This window comes from Streptomyces sp. A0592 (assembly GCF_004795115.1).
Taxonomy (GTDB): Bacteria; Actinomycetota; Actinomycetes; order Streptomycetales; family Streptomycetaceae; genus Streptomyces; species Streptomyces erythrochromogenes.
The window spans coordinates 150,118-165,681 of record NZ_SSBM01000008.1 but is presented as its reverse complement, the minus strand read 5'-3'; the positions used below and the strand labels follow the sequence as shown (position 1 = coordinate 165,681).

Here is a 15,564-nt window from a genome sequence, read left to right as displayed (position 1 = left end):
GCACCGTCAAGTGCTCGGCACGGAGCGTGCGGTGAAGGTAAAGAACCTGGTCGGAGGCCGAGTTTTTTGCCGACAGGATTTGAACTGATCACAGCTGGGTCACTAGGGTCTGCTCAAACCTTCGTGCGGTAGATCACTCATTCGGGGTGGCAGCGAAGGTGCTGCCGAGTTGCGTTCTTCGGCGGCTACAGGAAGAAGGAGCTCGCCTTCGTGGCGTCCCACCGTCGACCCAAGCAGCCGACTCGCGCTCGTGTGACCGTGCTCACCTCGGTCGCGGCCGCGGCCGTCGCCCTCACCGCGCAGAGCGCCTCCGCCGCTCCGGCGAAGCCGAGCAAGGACGAGGTCAAGAGCCAGGTCGACGCCCTCTACGAAGAGGCGGAGCAGGCCACCGAGAAGTTCAACGGGGCCAAGGAGCGCCAGGAGACCCTCGAGAAGGAGATCGGGCAGATCCAGGACCAGGTCGCGCGCGGCCAGAGCGAGCTCAACGACCTCCGCAGCGCGCTCGGTTCGATGGCGAGCGCCCAGTACCGCAACGGCGGCATCGACCCCTCCCTCGCGCTCCTCCTCTCCGAGGACCCCGACAGCTACCTCGACAAGGCCTCCACCCTGGAGCACCTGAGCGGCAAGCAGGTCGAAGCGGTCCAGAAGATCCAGGCGAAGCAGCGCACCCTCGCGCAGCAGCGCCAGGAGGCCTCCGGCAAGATCGCCGACCTCGACGCCACCCGCAAGGAGCTCGGCGAGAAGAAGAAGGTCTCGGGCGAGAAGCTCGCCGCGGCCCAGGCCCTCCTCAACACCCTTACGGCGCAGGAGCGTGCCGCGCTCAAGGACGAGGACACGCGCGCCAGCCGCGCCGACAGCCAGCGCGTCGACCTCGGCGACGTCAAGGCCTCCGGCCGCGCCGGTGCCGCGCTCGCGGCCGCCAAGACCAAGGTCGGCAGCGCGTACATATCGGGCCACGAGGGCCCCAACTCCTTCGACTGCTCCGGGCTGACGCAGTGGGCGTACAAGCAGGCCAACGTCAGCATCAGCCGCGTGACCTACACCCAGGCCAACGACGGCACGCGCATCAGCCGCAGCCAGCTGCAGCCCGGTGACCTGGTCTTCTTCTACGGGGACCTGCACCACGTCGGCCTCTACGCCGGCAACAACATGACGCTGCACGCCTCCAACCCGCGCGGCGGCGTCAAGTACGAGTCGATGGACAACATGCCGTTCCAGTTCGGCGTCCGCATCGGCTGACGCGCCGCACACCGCCCATCCGGGCGAATTCCGCGGCCCCGCTCTGACCACACGCCCCGCCGGTGACCTGCGTCTCCGGCGGGGCGTCGGTGTGTGCGCCCTCAGGCGGTCGTTGGTCGGTGCGTGGTCGCACGGCTACTGTCTGCCAGCGCGGAACCCGGCACACGGCCGTCCACGGAGGACGGACCCGGGCCCCGCCCAGCGGAAGGGAGCGGCTCCACGTGGCGTCCCATCGTCGGCCCGGGCTCGGCGGCCTCGACCGGAACACGAAGGTCACCGTCCTCACCGCCGCCGCGGCCACCGCCGCGGTCGCCATGGCGGGCGCACCCGCGAGCGCGGCCCCCGGCCACCCGCACGAACCCGGCGGCGGCGCGAGATCCGGCGTCAGCGCCCAGGTCGACCGGCTCTTCGAGGAGGCCGAACAGGCCACCGAGCACTTCAACGAGGCGGGTGAGAAGGCCGACAGGCTCCGCATCGAGGTCAACCGGGCCCAGGACGCGGTCGCCCGAGGCCAGGAGCGCATCAACACGATGCGCGGCGTCCTCGGCACCTTCGCCGGGGCCCAGTACCGCAGCGGCGGCATCGACCCCGCCGTCGGGCTGATGCTGGCCGAGGACCCCGACGCCTACCTGGAGCAGGCCGCCGCCCTGGACCGGCTGACCGAGCGTCAGGCCCGGCAGCTCCACGACCTGCGCCAGGAGCAGCGCCGGCTCGGCCAGGTGCGCTCGGAGGCCTCCCGCAAACTCGCCGAACTCGACGCCCTGCGCTCCGACGTCGCCCGCCACAAGCGCTCCGTCACCGCGAAGCTCGCCGCGGCCCAGCGGCTCCTCAACTCCATGCCGTCCGAGGAGCGGGCCGACTTCGAGCGCTCCTCGCGCTCCGGCGGGCGCCACGAGGCACTGCCCGACCTCGGCCCCATGGGGGCCGCAGGCCCCTCCTCAGGCCGCGCGGCGGCCGCCGTGATGGCCGCCCGGGCCGCCGTCGGCCGCCCGTACGTGTGGGGCTCCACGGGCCCCTCCGGCTTCGACTGCTCCGGGCTGATGGTCTGGTCCTACCGGCAGGCGGGCGTCTCGCTGCCGCGCACCTCGCAGGCCCAGCGGCACGCCGGGCGCCAGGTGCCGCTGTCGCAGGCCCGCCCGGGCGACCTGGTGACGTACCGCTCCGACGCCAGCCACGTCGGCATGTACGTCGGCAACGGCCAGGTGGTCCACGCCCCCTACCCCGGGGCCCGAGTGCGCTACGACCCGGTCGGGATGATGCCGGTGTCGGCGGTGACCCGCCCCTGACCCCGCGGGCGGCGGCGGACGGCCCCTGACCCCGCGGGCGGCGGACCGCCGCCCGCGCCCGCCCCGCGCCGCCCTGCGTACGATCGGCGGATGCTCCCCGTCCGCCGTCCGCCGCGCATCCTGCCGCTCGTGGTGCTCCTCCTCGGCGCGCTGCTCGCCGCCTGCGGTCCGCGGCCGGCCGGTGGCGCCGAGACCGCCGAGCGGGAGGTCCGCCGGGCCGTCGCCGACTGGTCGCGGGCCGTGCCCGAGCCGCTCGCCGGGATCCCGCTGACGGACTGGGCGTACGAGGTCTCCTCGGTACGGCTCGACGGCGACGGCAACGGCGAGCGCGCCCTCGCGACGGCCCGGCTGCGCCACCGGCTGGCCGGCTACGACACCGCCCCCGAGGAATCCGCGCGCGAGCTGGAGCTGGTCCGGGAGGGCGGCGCCTGGCGGGTGAGCGCCGACCGCCCCGCGCCGGGCGCCCTGCCTCAGCTGTGGGACCAGGGCCCGGTCTCGGTGGCCACCGGTACGCACTCGCTGGTCCTCGGCGGAGCCGGGCAGAGCGCCGGGACGCTGCGGGAGATCGCCGCCGAGGCCGACCGGGCGGTGCCCGCCGCGAGCGCCGCCTGGCCCGGGCCCTGGGCGGGGCGGGTGGTCGTACTGGTCCCCGGCTCCCTCGACGCGATGGCGCGGCTGCTGGGCCGCCCCGCCGACACCTACCGGGGGCTCGGCGCCGTCACCACCGGCCGGGTGGGCACCGGCCCGGCCCCCGCGGACCGGGTCGTGGTCAATCCGGAGGGGTACGCCGGACTGGGCCCGGAGGGCCGGCGCATCATCTTGACCCACGAGGTCACGCACGTGGCCACGCGCGCGGCGACCTCCGCGACCACCCCGCTGTGGCTCTCCGAGGGCTTCGCGGACTGGGCGGCGTACCGGGGTGCCTCCACGGCCCCCGCGCAGGCCGCCCCGGCACTCGCCAGGGCGGTGCGGCACGGCGAGCTGCCGGGGGAGCTGCCCCGGACCGAGGACTTCGCCTTCGGCGGGGACCCGGATGCGGCGGCGCGGGCGTACGAGGGCGCGTGGCTGGCCTGCCGGCTGATCGCGGCCGAGTGGGGCGAGAAGGCCCTGGTGGACCTGTACGGACGGGCCGGGCGCGAGCCGCTGGAGTCCGCGCTGCGGGCGACCCTCGGGGTGGACCGGGCCGGGCTGACGGCCGCATGGCAGGAGTCCCTTCGCGAGGAGCTGCGCTGAGCGGGTACTGTCGGCAGGCGATGCACAAGACCCTGATCGTGACCAACGACTTCCCGCCGCGACCGGGCGGCATCCAGGCCTTCCTCCACAACATGGCGCTACGGCTGGATCCCGACCGCGTCGTCGTCTACGCCTCCACGTGGAAGCACGGCGCGGAGGGCCGCGAGGCCACCGCGGCCTTCGACGCGGAGCAGCCGTTCCAGGTGGTCCGCGACCGTACGACGATGCTGCTGCCGACCCCGCGCGTGACGCGGCGGGCCGTCGGCCTGCTGCGCGAACACGGCTGCGAGTCGGTGTGGTTCGGGGCCGCCGCCCCGCTCGGCCTGATGGGCCCGGCGCTGCGGCGGGCGGGCGCCCGGCGGATCGTGGCGACCACGCACGGGCACGAGGCGGGATGGGCCCAGCTGCCGGCCGCGCGGCAGCTGCTGCGGCGGATCGGCGAGGGCACGGACACGCTGACGTACCTGGGGGAGTACACGCGCTCCCGGATCGCCTCGGCGGTCACCGACCGGGCGGCGGCGCGGATGGTCCAACTCCCGCCGGGAGTGGACGAGAAGACCTTCCACCCTTCGTCGGGCGGCGACGAGATCCGGGCCCGGCTCGGCCTCTCGGACCGGCCCGTGGTGGTGTGTGTGTCGCGCCTCGTCCCGCGCAAGGGCCAGGACACGCTGATCGAGTCCATGCCGCGGATCCTGGCCGCGGTGCCCGACGCCGTGCTGCTGGTCGTCGGCGGCGGCCCGTACGAGGCGGACCTGCGGGCGCTGGCCGAGTCCACGGGCGTGGCCCGGTCGGTGGTCTTCACGGGAGCCGTCCCGTGGTCCGAACTCCCCGCGCACTACGGCGCGGGCGACGTCTTCGCCATGCCCTGCCGGACCCGGCGGGGCGGCCTCGACGTGGAGGGGCTCGGGATCGTCTACCTGGAGGCCTCGGCGACGGGGCTGCCCGTGGTCGCGGGCGACTCGGGCGGTGCGCCGGACGCGGTCCTGGACGGCGAGACGGGCTGGGTCGTGCGCGGCGGTGAGCCCGCGGAGGCCGCGGACCGGATCGTCGCCCTGCTCCAGGACCCGGACCTGCGCGCCCGCATGGGCGAGCGCGGCCGCGCCTGGGTCGAGGAGAAATGGCGCTGGGACCTCCTGGCGGAACGCCTGCGCGAGCTGCTCTAGCGGGACCCCGCCCCGGGGTGGCGGCCGCTCCGCCCCGGGTGGCCGGCCCGCGCAGCCGCGTCCGACGGGCCGCGCAACCACGCCTGACTGTTCCTCAGATGTCTGTCAACACCGCGTCTGGGCGGAAGGCCGGAATCCGCTCATGATGCGGCCATGACACCCAACCTGACGCGCCGTCAAATGCTGGGACTCGGCGCACTCTCGACCGCCGCAGCGCTCGGCTTCACACGGATCGGGGCGGCCTCCGCCGCCGCCGTCGAGCCCGCCGCCGTCGAGCCCGCCGCCGCCGCGTACGCCCCCGCCATCGTCGTCGGCTCCGGCTACGGCTCCGCCGTCGCCGCCCTGCGCCTCGGGCAGGCGGGCGTGCGTACCGTCGTCCTCGAAATGGGCCGGCTGTGGGACACCCCCGGGCCCGACGGCAAGGTCTTCCCCTCCACCTCCGCCCCCGACCACCGCTCCATGTGGTTCCGCACCCGCACCGAGGCCCCGCTCGCGCAGTTCCTCTGGCTCGACGTGGTCAACCGCGACATCAGCCCGTACCCCGGCGTCCTGGACCGCGTGCACTACGGCGACATGTCCGTCTACGTCGGACGCGGCGTCGGCGGCGGGTCCCTCGTCAACGGCGGCATGGCGCCCACCCCCAGGCGCTCCTACTTCACCGAGGTCTTCCCCGGGGTCGACGCCGACGAGATGTACGGCACCTACTACCCGCGCGCCCGCGCCATGCTCGGCGTGAACGACATCGACCCGGCCTGGTTCGAGTCCACCGAGTGGTACCGCTTCGCCCGGATCTCCCGCAAGCACGCCCACAACACCGGCCTGAAGACCGTCTTCGTGCCCAACGTCTACGACTTCGGCCACATGAAGCGCGAGGCCGCCGGCACCGCGCCCCGCTCGGCACTGGCCGGGGAGGTCATCTACGGCAACAACCACGGCAAGAAGAGCGTCGACAAGACCTACCTCGCCGCCGCCATCGGCACCGGAAACGTCACCATCGAGACCATGCAGCGCGTGGTCGGCGTACGGCCCGACCCGGCCGGCGGGTACGTCCTGACGGTGCGGACCAGCGACGTGACGGGGAAGGTCACCCAGGTCCGCGAACTCGGCTGCCGGCAGCTCTTCCTCGGCGCCGGCAGCCTGGGCACCACCGAGATCCTGCTGCGGGCCCGGGAGACCGGCGCGCTGCCCGCGCTCAGTGACAAGGTCGGGCGCGGCTGGGGCCCCAACGGCAACGTCATGACCGCGCGCGCCAACCACCTCTGGGACACGGTCGGAGCCAACCAGGCCACCATGCCGGCGCTGGGCATCGACGACTGGGACAACGCCGCGAACCCGGTCTTCGCCGAGATCGCCCCGCTCCCCATGGGCCTCGAACACTGGATCTCGATGTACCTGGCCATCACCAGGAACCCGGAGCGCGGGCACTTCACCTACGACGCGGCCACCGACTCCGCACGCCTGAACTGGCGGCGGGACCAGAACGCGCCCTCGGTCAACGCGGCGAAGAACCTCTTCGACCGCATCAACCGGCGCAACTTCACGATCTACCGCTACGACCTCTTCGGCGGGAACCGGGCCTTCGCCGACGACTTCACCTACCACCCGCTCGGCGGCTGCGTCCTCGGGGACGCGACCGACGCCTACGGGCGGGCCAAGGGCTACCAGGGCCTCTACGTGGTGGACGGCTCCCTGGTCCCGGGGTCGCTCGGCGTGAACCCGTTCGTCACCATCACCGCCCTCGCCGAGCGGAACATGGCACGGATCCTCGCCGAGGACCCCCGCTGACAGCGGCCTCCGGCCGCGTGCCCAGGTAGACCGGATCAGCCGCGGTAGAGCGCCTCGATCTCGTCCGCGTAGTCCTTCGCCACCACGTTGCGCTTGAGCTTCAGCGACGGCGTGATGTGGCCCGACTCCTCCGTGAACTGGGAGGGCAGAATGCGGAATTTCCGCACCGATTCCGCCTTGGAGACCGCCGCATTGCCGTCGTCGATCGCCTTCTGGACGGCGGCGATGAGGTCCGCGTCCTCGCGCAGCTCCGCCGCCGTGACCCCGGCCGGCTTGCCGTTCTCCGCGGCCCAGCGGCCGAGGAACTCCTCGTCGATCGTGACCAGCGCGGCCACGAACGGCCTCGCGTCGCCGACCACCATGCACTCCGCGACCAGCGCGTGCGCCCGGATCCGGTCCTCGATCACCGCGGGGGCCACGTTCTTGCCGCCCGCCGTGACGATGAGCTCCTTCTTGCGGCCCGTGATCGTCAGGTAGCCGTCCTCGTCGAGGGTGCCGACGTCGCCGGTGTGGAACCAGCCGTCGGTCAGCGCCTCGGCGGTCGCCGCCTCGTTGTTCCAGTACCCCGTGAAGATCTGCTCGCCGTGCAGCAGCACCTCGCCGTCATCCGCGATGCGCACCACGGAGCCCGGCATGGGCTGGCCGACCGTACCGATCTTCTGCTTGTCCCACGGGTTGAAGGTGGTCGCGGCGCAGGACTCGGTCAGGCCGTAGCCCTCCAGGACCGTGAAGCCGATGCCGCGGAAGAAGTGGCCCAGCCGCTGGCCCAGCGGCGCGCCGCCGGAGATCGCGTACTCGCCGCGCCCGCCGAGGACCGCGTGCAGCTTGCTGTAGACCAGCTTCGAGAAGAGCTTGTGCTTGAGCTTGAGCCCGAACGACGGGCCGCGCGGGGTGTCCAGCGCACGGCTGTAGGCGATGGCCGTGTCGGCCGCCGCGTCGAAGATCTTCCCCTTGCCCTCTGCCTGCGCCTTGGCGCGCGCCGAGTTGTAGACCTTCTCGAAGACCCGGGGGACGCCGAGGATCAGCGTGGGGCGGAAGGACTGCAGCTCGTCGGTGAGGTTCTTGATGTCCGGTACGCAGCCCAGGCGGATCGGCGCCAGTACGGCCGCCACCTCCACCAGGCGCCCGAAGACGTGCGCGGCCGGCAGGAACAGCAGCACCGAGCACTCGCCGGTCTTGAACAGCGGGCTCAGGCGCTCCACCGCGTTGCCGCACTCCGCGAAGAAGTTGCGGTGGGTCAGCACACAGCCCTTGGGGCGGCCGGTGGTGCCCGAGGTGTAGACGATGGTGGCCGGGTCGTCGGCGTTCGCGAGGCTGCTGCGCTCCTCGACCTCGGCGTCGGTGACGGCCGCGCCCGCGGCCTTCAGCGCCTCCACCGCCCCTTGCTCGATCTCCCAGACCTCGCGCAGCTCCGGCAGGCGGTCGCGCAGCGAGGCCACGGCCGCGCCGTGGCCGGCGCTCTCCACGACCACCGCGACGGCGCCGGAGTCGCCGAGGATCCACTGGATCTGCTCGGGGGAGCTGGTCTCGTACACGGGGACGGTGACGCCGCCCGCGCTCCAGATGGCGAAGTCGATCAGCACCCACTCGTACCGGGTGCGGGAGATCAGGGCGACGCGGTCGCCGGGACGGACGCCGGCCGCGATCAGGCCCTTGGCCGTGGCACGCACCTCGGCCAGGAACTCGGTCGCCGTCACGTCCTGCCACCGGCCGTCGGCCTTGCGGCTCATCACGGCCGTGTCTGGGTGCTGAGCGGCGTTGCGGCGGATGAGATCCGTCAGGTTCCCGTCCGACGGGACCTCGTACAGGGCCGGAAGGCTGAACTCGCGCAAGACTGCTGCTCCTCTGGGCGCCATCGCCACCATGTGGACCGACCGGACGTTACCCACCGGTAGTGGGTTCCCGATAGAGGGAACCGGCCAGATGTTCCGTGCGTCACATTCTGCACCCACGGGGCCCGGCCCCAACGTGCCGACAGTAGTCGACCCCTCTGGCGACTCGGAAGTAACCGCAGGTAGGCCGACCTTTCACACCCCCACTACCCGGCCCTCACGAGTCCCCCTAGGGTTGTCCGCATGGCTGGCACCAAGCGGGGCGGGAACGGCGGCGGCACGAGCGGATCGAGCCGCACACGGGTCCACGTCGTGAGCGACGTCCACGGCAACACCGAAGCCCTCGCCCGCGCCGGCGACGGCGCCGATGCCCTGATCTGCCTCGGCGACCTCGTCCTCTTCCTCGACTACGCCGACCACTCGCGCGGGATCTTCCCCGACCTGTTCGGCGTCGAGAACGCCGACCTCATCGTCGAGCTGCGCACCCAGCGCCGCTTCGAAGAGGCCCACGCCCTCGGCCGGCGGCTCTGGGCGGGCCTCGACCGCGAACGGATGATCGAGGACGCCGTCCGCCGCCAGTACGCGGAGATGTTCGCCGCCTTCCCCCGCCCCACCTACGCCACCTACGGCAACGTCGACATCCCGACGCTGTGGCCCGAGTACGCCGACCGCCACGGCCTCACCGTGCTCGACGGGCAGCGCGTCGAGATCGCCGGCCGCGTCTTCGGCTTCGTCGGCGGCGGACTGCCCTCGCCCATGCGCACCCCCTACGAAGTGGACGTGGAGGAGTACGCCGCCAAGGTCGAGGCCCTCGGCGAGGTCGACGTCCTGTGCTCGCACATCCCGCCGGAAGTGCCCGAGCTCTGCTACGACACCGTCGCACGCCGCTTCGAACGCGGCAGCGAGGCCCTGCTGGCCGCCATCCGCCGCACCCGGCCCCGCTACGCCCTCTTCGGCCACGTCCACCAGCCGCTGGCCCGGCGGATGCGGATCGGCGCCACCGAGTGCGTGAACGTCGGACACTTCGCCTCGACCGGACGCCCGTGGGCCATGGAATGGTGAGAACCGGCCGGTTCCGCGCCGCCCGCACCGGGCCCGGGGAGCCACTGGAGTGGCGGCGTCCACACGCGCGGTAGCCTTCACGCGGCGGCCGGAGGCCGTACACATCCTCGAACAAACTCCGGAGGAGCGACCGCGATGGCGGAACACACCAGCTCAAGCATCACGATCGACGCCGCGCCCGGCGACGTGATGGCCGTGATCGCCGACTTCGCCCGCTACCCCGAGTGGACCGGCGAGGTGAAGGAGGCGGAGGTCCTCGCCACCGACGCCGCGGGCCGGGCCGAGAAGGTCCGGCTGCTGCTCGACGCGGGCGCGATCAAGGACGACCACACCCTCGCCTACACCTGGAAGGGCACCGACGAGGTCAGCTGGACCCTGGACAAGTCCCAGATGCTCCGCCAGCTCGACGGCTCCTACCGGCTGGCCCCGGTGGACGGCGGCACGCGCACCGAGGTCACCTACCAGCTGACCGTCGACGTCAAGATCCCCATGCTCGGCATGATCAAGCGCAAGGCCGAGAAGGTCATCATCGACCGCGCACTGGCGGGCCTGAAGAAGCGCGTCGAGTCCGTCTGAGTCCGACCCGGCACCCGGGGCGGTGCCGCGCCCGACATCGGCGCGGCCCCGCCCCGCGGCGTCCCGCCGCGGCCCCGCGCGGCGGCGCACCCCACCGATCCGGAGCACCCGCACATGCACACCTTGCTCATCACCGGCCCCGGCGGGGCCGGGCGGACCACCGTGGCGGCGGCCACCGCCCTCGCCGCGGCCCGCGAGGGGCGGCGGGTGCTGCTGCTCTCCGGCGACCCGGGCGACCCGCTCGCCGGCCTCCTCGGCGACCCGCTCCCGCCCGGCCTGAGCGTGGCCAGGGTGGACTCCGGCCAGGAGTTCCGCGACGAACTCGTCGCCCTCCAGGAACGCGGATCCGCCCTCCTCGCCATGGTCGGCGCCCGGCCGCTGGGCGCCGAGGAACTCACCGAACTGCCCGGCTCCGAACAGTTCGCCCTGCTCCGCGCCCTGCGACGGGCCGCCGCCGCACCCGCCACCGACCTCGTCGTCGTCGACCTGCCCCCGCTCCACCAGGCCGTCGCCACCCTCGCCCTCCCCGCCCAGCTGCGCCGCTACCTCGCCCGCCTGCTCCCCGCCGAGAAGCAGGCCGCCCGCGCCCTGCGGCCCGTCCTGGCCCAGCTGGCCGGCGTACCCATGCCCGCCCAGTGGCTCTACGAGGCCGCCGCGCGCTGGGACGAGGAGCTGGCCGCCGTCCAGGCCGTCATCGAGGCCGACACCACCGAAGTGCGCCTGGTCGCCGAGCCGGGACCGGCCTCCGCCGACACGCTCCGGCTGGGACGCCTGGGCCTCGCCCTCCAGCAGCTGCCCGTCCGCGCCGTCGTCGCCAACCGGATGGTCCCGCACGGCTCCGCCGACCCCTGGCTCGCCGGCCTCGCCGCCCAGCAGGAGAAGTACGCCGCCGAATGGTCCGGCGAGGGCCCGGTGGTCGCCCTCGCCCACCTCGGCCCCGACCCCCAGGGCCAGGACGACCTCGACCGGCTCGCCGCCCCCGGCGGCCTCGTCCCGGACGCGCCCGCGCCCCGCCGGGCCTGGACCGTCGAGGACCGGCTCGCCGAGGACGGCGTCCTCGTCTGGGTGGTTCCGCTGCCCGGCGCGCACAAACGCGACCTCGACCTCGTCCGCCGCGGCGACGAGCTGCTGCTCACCGCGGGCCCGTACCGCAGGATCGTTCCGCTGCCCTCGGCGCTGCGCCGGTGCACCGTCTCCGGCGCCGCCCTCACCGAGGGCGAGCTCCGTATCCGCTTCACCCCCGACCCCGGCCTGTGGCCCCGCACGCGCTGAACCGGATACCCCCGTTCGGGTACCGTCGAAGGTAGACAGCACGTACGCCCAGCAGCCGCCGCAGGGAGAGTCCGCCATGAGCGAGGCCACCGATCGCCCCACCGACGACGACGCCTGGGCCAAGGCCTGTGCCGAGGACCTCGCCGCCGAGAAGGAGCGTCTGCGCGGGCAGGGGCAGGCCGGCTCCGCAGCCACCGGCACCGCGGCCGAGGAGCTGTTCAAGCTCTTCGAGGCCGTCGCCGACAAGGTCTCCGGCCTGAACAACCCCCTGTTCGGCGCCGCCGCACAGGGTGCGGTCCGCCAGATCGTCGACCAGGCGAAAACCGCCGCGAAGCCCGTCATCGAACGCAACCCCGAGGTCTTCGACCACCTCGCGGCCGCCGGCTCCGAGCTGCTCGCCGCCTACCGCTCCGCCGTCGAGGGCCACGAGGGCCGCTGGACCCGGGGCGAGACCCGGGCACCGCGGCAGGCGTCCGACGACCGCGACCCCCGCCGGGACGGCCCCGACGACGGTCCCGCCGAGCGGATCGATCTCGACTGAACCCCCGACGCCCTCGGGTACCGTTGGCCGTGGCGGGGTTTGACCGGAAACCGAGGGACTAATGGGACTCACCATCGGCGTCGACATCGGCGGCACGAAGATCGCGGCCGGCGTGGTCGACGAAGAGGGCACGATCCTTGAGACGTACAAGGTGCCCACCCCGCCGACCGCGGACGGAGTGACGGAGGCCATCTGCGCCGCCGTGTCCGAGGTCAGCAGCAACCACACCATCGAGGCCGTCGGCATCGGCGCCGCCGGATACGTGGACGACAAGCGCGCGACCGTGCTCTTCGCGCCGAACATCAACTGGCGCCACGAGCCGCTCAAGGACAAGGTCGAGCAGCGCATCGGCCTGCCCGTCGTCGTCGAGAACGACGCGAACTGCGCGGCCTGGGGCGAGTACCGCTTCGGTGCCGGCCAGGGCCATGACGACGTCATCTGCATCACGCTCGGCACCGGCCTGGGCGGCGGCATCATCATCGGCAACAAGCTGCGGCGCGGACGCTTCGGCGTCGCCGCCGAGTTCGGCCACATCCGGGTCGTCCCGGACGGCCTGCTGTGCGGCTGCGGCAGCCAGGGCTGCTGGGAGCAGTACGCCTCCGGCCGCGCCCTCGTCCGCTACGCCAAGCAGCGCGCCAACGCCACCCCCGAGCACGCGACGATCCTGCTCGCGCTCGGCGACGGCACCCCCGACGGCATCGAGGGCAAGCACATCAGCGAGGCCGCCCGGCAGGGCGACCTGGTGGCCGTCGACGCCTTCCGCGAACTGGCCCGCTGGGCCGGCGCCGGACTCGCCGACCTGGCCTCCCTCTTCGACCCGTCCGCCTTCATCGTCGGCGGCGGCGTCTCCGACGAGGGCGACCTCGTGCTCGACCCGATCCGCAAGTCCTTCAAGCGCTGGCTGGTCGGCGGCGCCTGGCGCCCGCACGCCCAGGTGCTCGCCGCGCAGCTCGGAGGCAAGGCCGGACTCGTCGGCGCGGCCGACCTGGCCCGCCAGGGCTGACCCCGGGGCTGACCCCTTCCACCCGGACCGCCCGCCGCGCCCCTTGGGGGAGCGGCGGGCGGCTGCGTATCTTGCGTTGCATGGACCAGTTGCCGCCCATGCTGCCGAAGTCCCGTACGGAACCCGACGGTTCCGCCGTGATCCGGGTGCTCAGCTACAACATCCGCTCGCTGCGCGACGACGAGGAGGCGCTGGTCCGGGTCATCCGGGCCTGCGAACCCGACCTGGTCCTCGTGCAGGAGGCGCCGCGGTTCTTCCGCTGGCGCAAACACGCGGCGCGGCTCGCCGCCAAGTGCGACCTGGTGGTGCTGGGCGGGGGCGCGACCGCGACCGGGCCGCTGCTGCTGTGCTCACTGCGGGTCTTCGTGGAGCGGACGCAGGACGTGCTGCTGCCGCACACGCCCGGACTGCACCGCCGGGGCCTGGCCACCGCGGTCGTCCGCATCGGCGGCGCGCGCCTGGGCCTGGTCTCGGCGCACCTGTCCCTCGACCGGGTCCAGCGGCGGGAGCAGGCGGACCTCCTCCTCGACCGGGTCGCCGCACTGGACACCCCGTACGGGATCGCCGCGGGCGACGTGAACGAGGGGCCGGACGGCCCCGCCTTCCGGCGGCTGGCCGGCGCGCTGCAGGACTGCTGGTCGGTGGCCCCCTGGGGCGGGGAACGGACCTTCCCGGCGGCGGCGCCGGACCGGCGGATCGACGCGGTCTTCGCCACGGCGGGGGTGGAAGTACTGGCCTGCGGGGTCCCTGCGGGGCTGGCGGGCGTGTCCGGGGCCGACCTGCGGTCCGCCACGGACCACCTGCCGGTGCTGGCGGCCCTCCGCCTCCCGGCCGTGCCGTAGCCCCGGCGGGGAGCGCGGGTGCGCCGCCGCCGCGGGGCCCTGCCCCCGGACCCTTGCGCCTCAATCTCCCCCGTCACCGCCCCGGCCACCGCTCGGCGGTAGCCCCGGGCGGCGGATGGGATCAGCGGCGCTGCATGCCTCCGCCGGGTGCGGGGACCGGGGTGCGGCGGGGCCGGAAATCCAGCCCCGCCGGCCTTGTCCCGTCAGACGACCGCGCCGCGGCCCGGGTCGTCGTCCTCGTCGTCGCCGTGCTGCATGCGGGCGATCAGCGTCGCGAAGCCGCCCAGGAAGCCGCCGATGCCCAGGGTCGTCAGCCACCAGGTCATGTCCCACTGCAGCAGCACCGCCAGCAGCAGGAGCACCGGACCGCCGACCACCGCGAGCCACGCGAACTTCGCCGTCGTGTCCGCAGGCGGGAGCTCCGGCTCGGGCTGGACGAAGTGGCCCTCGTCCGCCGGAGTCAGGTCGTCGTCGTCAGGCTCCGCCAGCGAGTGGTCACGGGGACCCGCCATGCCCACGCCCGGGGCGAAGACCACCGAGCTGCCCAGCGCGGGCGCAGGCGCCGCGGGCGGCTCCGGCTCCGGCTTCGACCCGGACCCGGACCCGGACTCGGGCTCGGCCTTGGCGTCCGGGCCCGGCTCCGGGGGCAGCGGCTTGACGTCCTCCTCGGGCAGCAGGAGGTTCTCGATCGGCCGGAACGGCCGGGACCCCGGCGGGTCCGGCGGCTCCTGCCCGTACCCCGCCACGATCGCGGCCCACGCCGCTTCCTCGTCCAGCGGCGGGATGCCGCCCGACTGCTCCTCGTGCTCAGCCACCGGCCTGCGCCCCCTCCCTGCCCACGCTCTCCGCCAGTCGGCCGACGAACGCAAAACTGTCCGCGAAGATCCGCTCCGCATCGTGGTCCAACGTCGCGACGTGGTAGCTCTGTTCCAGCAGGGTCTCCGTGACGTCCGTCGACGAGACCCGGGCCAGCACCCGCGCCGAGTCGACGGGCGGCACGACGTGGTCCTGCGGGCTGTGCAGGAGCAGCAGCGGCTGGGTCACCTGCGGCAGATCGGCGTCCACCAGCTGCAGGAACTTGCGCAGCGAGTGCGCGGCCCGCGTCGGGACCCGGTCGTAGCCGATCTCCACCGAGCCCGGCTTCGCGATGTCACTGGCGATGCCCGGCGTCGACCGGATGAAGTGCTGCGCCACCGGCAGGGCGAAGGCCATCGGGTCGTGCAGCTTGTTGGCCGGGTTGACCAGCACGATGCCGCTGATGGCGTCCCCGTGCTTGGCCGCCAGCCGCAGGGTCAGCGCGGCACCCATCGACAGCCCGAAGACGAACACCTGCGTGCACCGGTCCAGCAGCTCGCGCAGGGCGCGGTCCACCTCGGCGTACCAGTCCTGCCAACCCGTGAGCTGCATGTCCTGCCAGCGCGTCCCGTGCCCGGGCAGCAGCGGCAGCGACACCGTCAGGCCCCGCCCGGCGAGGTACTCGGCCCAGGGACGGAGGGACTGCGGGGAACCGGTGAAGCCGTGGCAGAGAAGGACGCCGACCTCTCCGCCCTCGTGGCGGAACGGCTCGGCTCCAGGGAGGACGGGCACCAGGGGTCTCCTTGATCATGACGTACGTCGGGCGGGTGCGTTGCTCTGTGTGACTTCAAGGTACGCGACCGGGGTGGCACCGGCCAGGGTCGTCGGGCCCCTGCCGGCGGGGGCACGGGATAAGGTCTGTTCGACAGACACAG

Annotated in this window: 14 protein-coding genes; 11 read left to right on the top strand and 3 right to left on the bottom strand. The window is 73.6% G+C overall.

Annotation, left to right across the window (positions count from 1 at the left end; translation table 11 throughout):
* Positions 1 to 210: 210 nt before the first annotated feature.
* The 5 genes from E6U81_RS14755 to E6U81_RS14735 all read left to right on the top strand — a co-directional run bounded on the left by E6U81_RS14755 (position 211) and on the right by E6U81_RS14735 (position 6,706).
* On the top strand, positions 211 to 1,239 hold the full coding sequence (locus E6U81_RS14755) for a C40 family peptidase (RefSeq protein ID WP_031153073.1): 1,029 nt from the start codon (positions 211 to 213) through the stop codon (positions 1,237 to 1,239).
* A 221-nt stretch (positions 1,240 to 1,460) separates the two neighbouring features.
* On the top strand, positions 1,461 to 2,525 hold the full coding sequence (locus E6U81_RS14750) for a C40 family peptidase (protein WP_136230539.1): 1,065 nt from the start codon (positions 1,461 to 1,463) through the stop codon (positions 2,523 to 2,525).
* A 90-nt stretch (positions 2,526 to 2,615) separates the two neighbouring features.
* Positions 2,616 to 3,758, top strand: a complete 1,143-nt coding sequence (locus E6U81_RS14745; protein ID WP_136230538.1) for a hypothetical protein — start codon at positions 2,616 to 2,618, stop codon at positions 3,756 to 3,758.
* 20 nt (positions 3,759 to 3,778) lie between these two features.
* Positions 3,779 to 4,921: a glycosyltransferase family 4 protein gene (locus E6U81_RS14740; protein WP_136230537.1), complete on the top strand. Its 1,143-nt coding sequence runs from the start codon at positions 3,779 to 3,781 to the stop codon at positions 4,919 to 4,921.
* A gap of 153 nt (positions 4,922 to 5,074) precedes the next feature.
* A complete protein-coding gene (locus tag E6U81_RS14735) occupies positions 5,075 to 6,706 on the top strand; it encodes a GMC oxidoreductase (RefSeq protein WP_136230536.1) in 1,632 nt (543 codons plus the stop codon).
* Positions 6,707 to 6,741: 35 nt separating this feature from the next.
* On the opposite strand, the gene E6U81_RS14730 is transcribed toward E6U81_RS14735, so the two are convergent.
* The gene (locus E6U81_RS14730) at positions 6,742 to 8,538 is read right to left on the bottom strand and encodes an AMP-dependent synthetase/ligase (RefSeq protein ID WP_136230535.1); all 1,797 of its coding nucleotides are present in this window, start codon (positions 8,536 to 8,538) and stop codon (positions 6,742 to 6,744) included.
* A 243-nt stretch (positions 8,539 to 8,781) separates the two neighbouring features.
* Between E6U81_RS14730 and E6U81_RS14725 the strand changes: the two genes are divergently transcribed.
* The 6 genes from E6U81_RS14725 to E6U81_RS14700 all read left to right on the top strand — a co-directional run bounded on the left by E6U81_RS14725 (position 8,782) and on the right by E6U81_RS14700 (position 13,834).
* The gene (locus E6U81_RS14725; RefSeq protein ID WP_136230534.1) at positions 8,782 to 9,600 is read left to right on the top strand and encodes a metallophosphoesterase; all 819 of its coding nucleotides are present in this window, start codon (positions 8,782 to 8,784) and stop codon (positions 9,598 to 9,600) included.
* Between the two features lie 135 nt (positions 9,601 to 9,735).
* Positions 9,736 to 10,176, top strand: a complete 441-nt coding sequence (locus E6U81_RS14720; RefSeq protein WP_136230533.1) for an SRPBCC family protein — start codon at positions 9,736 to 9,738, stop codon at positions 10,174 to 10,176.
* Positions 10,177 to 10,290: 114 nt separating this feature from the next.
* Positions 10,291 to 11,448: an ArsA-related P-loop ATPase gene (locus E6U81_RS14715; protein ID WP_136230532.1), complete on the top strand. Its 1,158-nt coding sequence runs from the start codon at positions 10,291 to 10,293 to the stop codon at positions 11,446 to 11,448.
* Between the two features lie 76 nt (positions 11,449 to 11,524).
* The gene (locus E6U81_RS14710) at positions 11,525 to 11,989 is read left to right on the top strand and encodes a DUF5304 domain-containing protein (RefSeq protein WP_136230531.1); all 465 of its coding nucleotides are present in this window, start codon (positions 11,525 to 11,527) and stop codon (positions 11,987 to 11,989) included.
* 61 nt (positions 11,990 to 12,050) lie between these two features.
* On the top strand, positions 12,051 to 12,992 hold the full coding sequence (locus E6U81_RS14705) for an ROK family glucokinase (protein ID WP_136230530.1): 942 nt from the start codon (positions 12,051 to 12,053) through the stop codon (positions 12,990 to 12,992).
* Between the two features lie 80 nt (positions 12,993 to 13,072).
* Positions 13,073 to 13,834 carry an endonuclease/exonuclease/phosphatase family protein gene (locus E6U81_RS14700; RefSeq protein ID WP_136230529.1) on the top strand — a complete coding sequence of 254 codons (762 nt, stop codon included), beginning with the start codon at positions 13,073 to 13,075 and terminating at the stop codon, positions 13,832 to 13,834.
* A gap of 203 nt (positions 13,835 to 14,037) precedes the next feature.
* Here the strand turns inward: E6U81_RS14700 and E6U81_RS14695 are convergent, their stop codons facing one another.
* Together E6U81_RS14695 and E6U81_RS14690 are read right to left on the bottom strand one after the other, a co-directional pair.
* Complete coding sequence (locus E6U81_RS14695; RefSeq protein ID WP_136230528.1) at positions 14,038 to 14,649, bottom strand: hypothetical protein; 612 nt, start codon at positions 14,647 to 14,649, stop codon at positions 14,038 to 14,040.
* Positions 14,642 to 15,421: an alpha/beta fold hydrolase gene (locus tag E6U81_RS14690; protein ID WP_136230527.1), complete on the bottom strand. Its 780-nt coding sequence runs from the start codon at positions 15,419 to 15,421 to the stop codon at positions 14,642 to 14,644. The genes E6U81_RS14695 and E6U81_RS14690 overlap by 8 nt, the downstream gene beginning before the upstream one ends.
* Positions 15,422 to 15,564 lie beyond the last annotated feature (143 nt).

Coding starts and splice junctions, on each gene's coding strand:
- E6U81_RS14725 (WP_136230534.1), top strand. CDS start 8,782: ATGGCTGGCACCAAGCGGGGCGGGAACGGCGGCGGCACGAGCGGATCG.
- E6U81_RS14715 (WP_136230532.1), top strand. CDS start 10,291: ATGCACACCTTGCTCATCACCGGCCCCGGCGGGGCCGGGCGGACCACC.
- E6U81_RS14710 (WP_136230531.1), top strand. CDS start 11,525: ATGAGCGAGGCCACCGATCGCCCCACCGACGACGACGCCTGGGCCAAG.
- E6U81_RS14720 (WP_136230533.1), top strand. CDS start 9,736: ATGGCGGAACACACCAGCTCAAGCATCACGATCGACGCCGCGCCCGGC.
- E6U81_RS14745 (WP_136230538.1), top strand. CDS start 2,616: ATGCTCCCCGTCCGCCGTCCGCCGCGCATCCTGCCGCTCGTGGTGCTC.
- E6U81_RS14740 (WP_136230537.1), top strand. CDS start 3,779: ATGCACAAGACCCTGATCGTGACCAACGACTTCCCGCCGCGACCGGGC.
- E6U81_RS14735 (WP_136230536.1), top strand. CDS start 5,075: ATGACACCCAACCTGACGCGCCGTCAAATGCTGGGACTCGGCGCACTC.
- E6U81_RS14700 (WP_136230529.1), top strand. CDS start 13,073: ATGGACCAGTTGCCGCCCATGCTGCCGAAGTCCCGTACGGAACCCGAC.
- E6U81_RS14705 (WP_136230530.1), top strand. CDS start 12,051: ATGGGACTCACCATCGGCGTCGACATCGGCGGCACGAAGATCGCGGCC.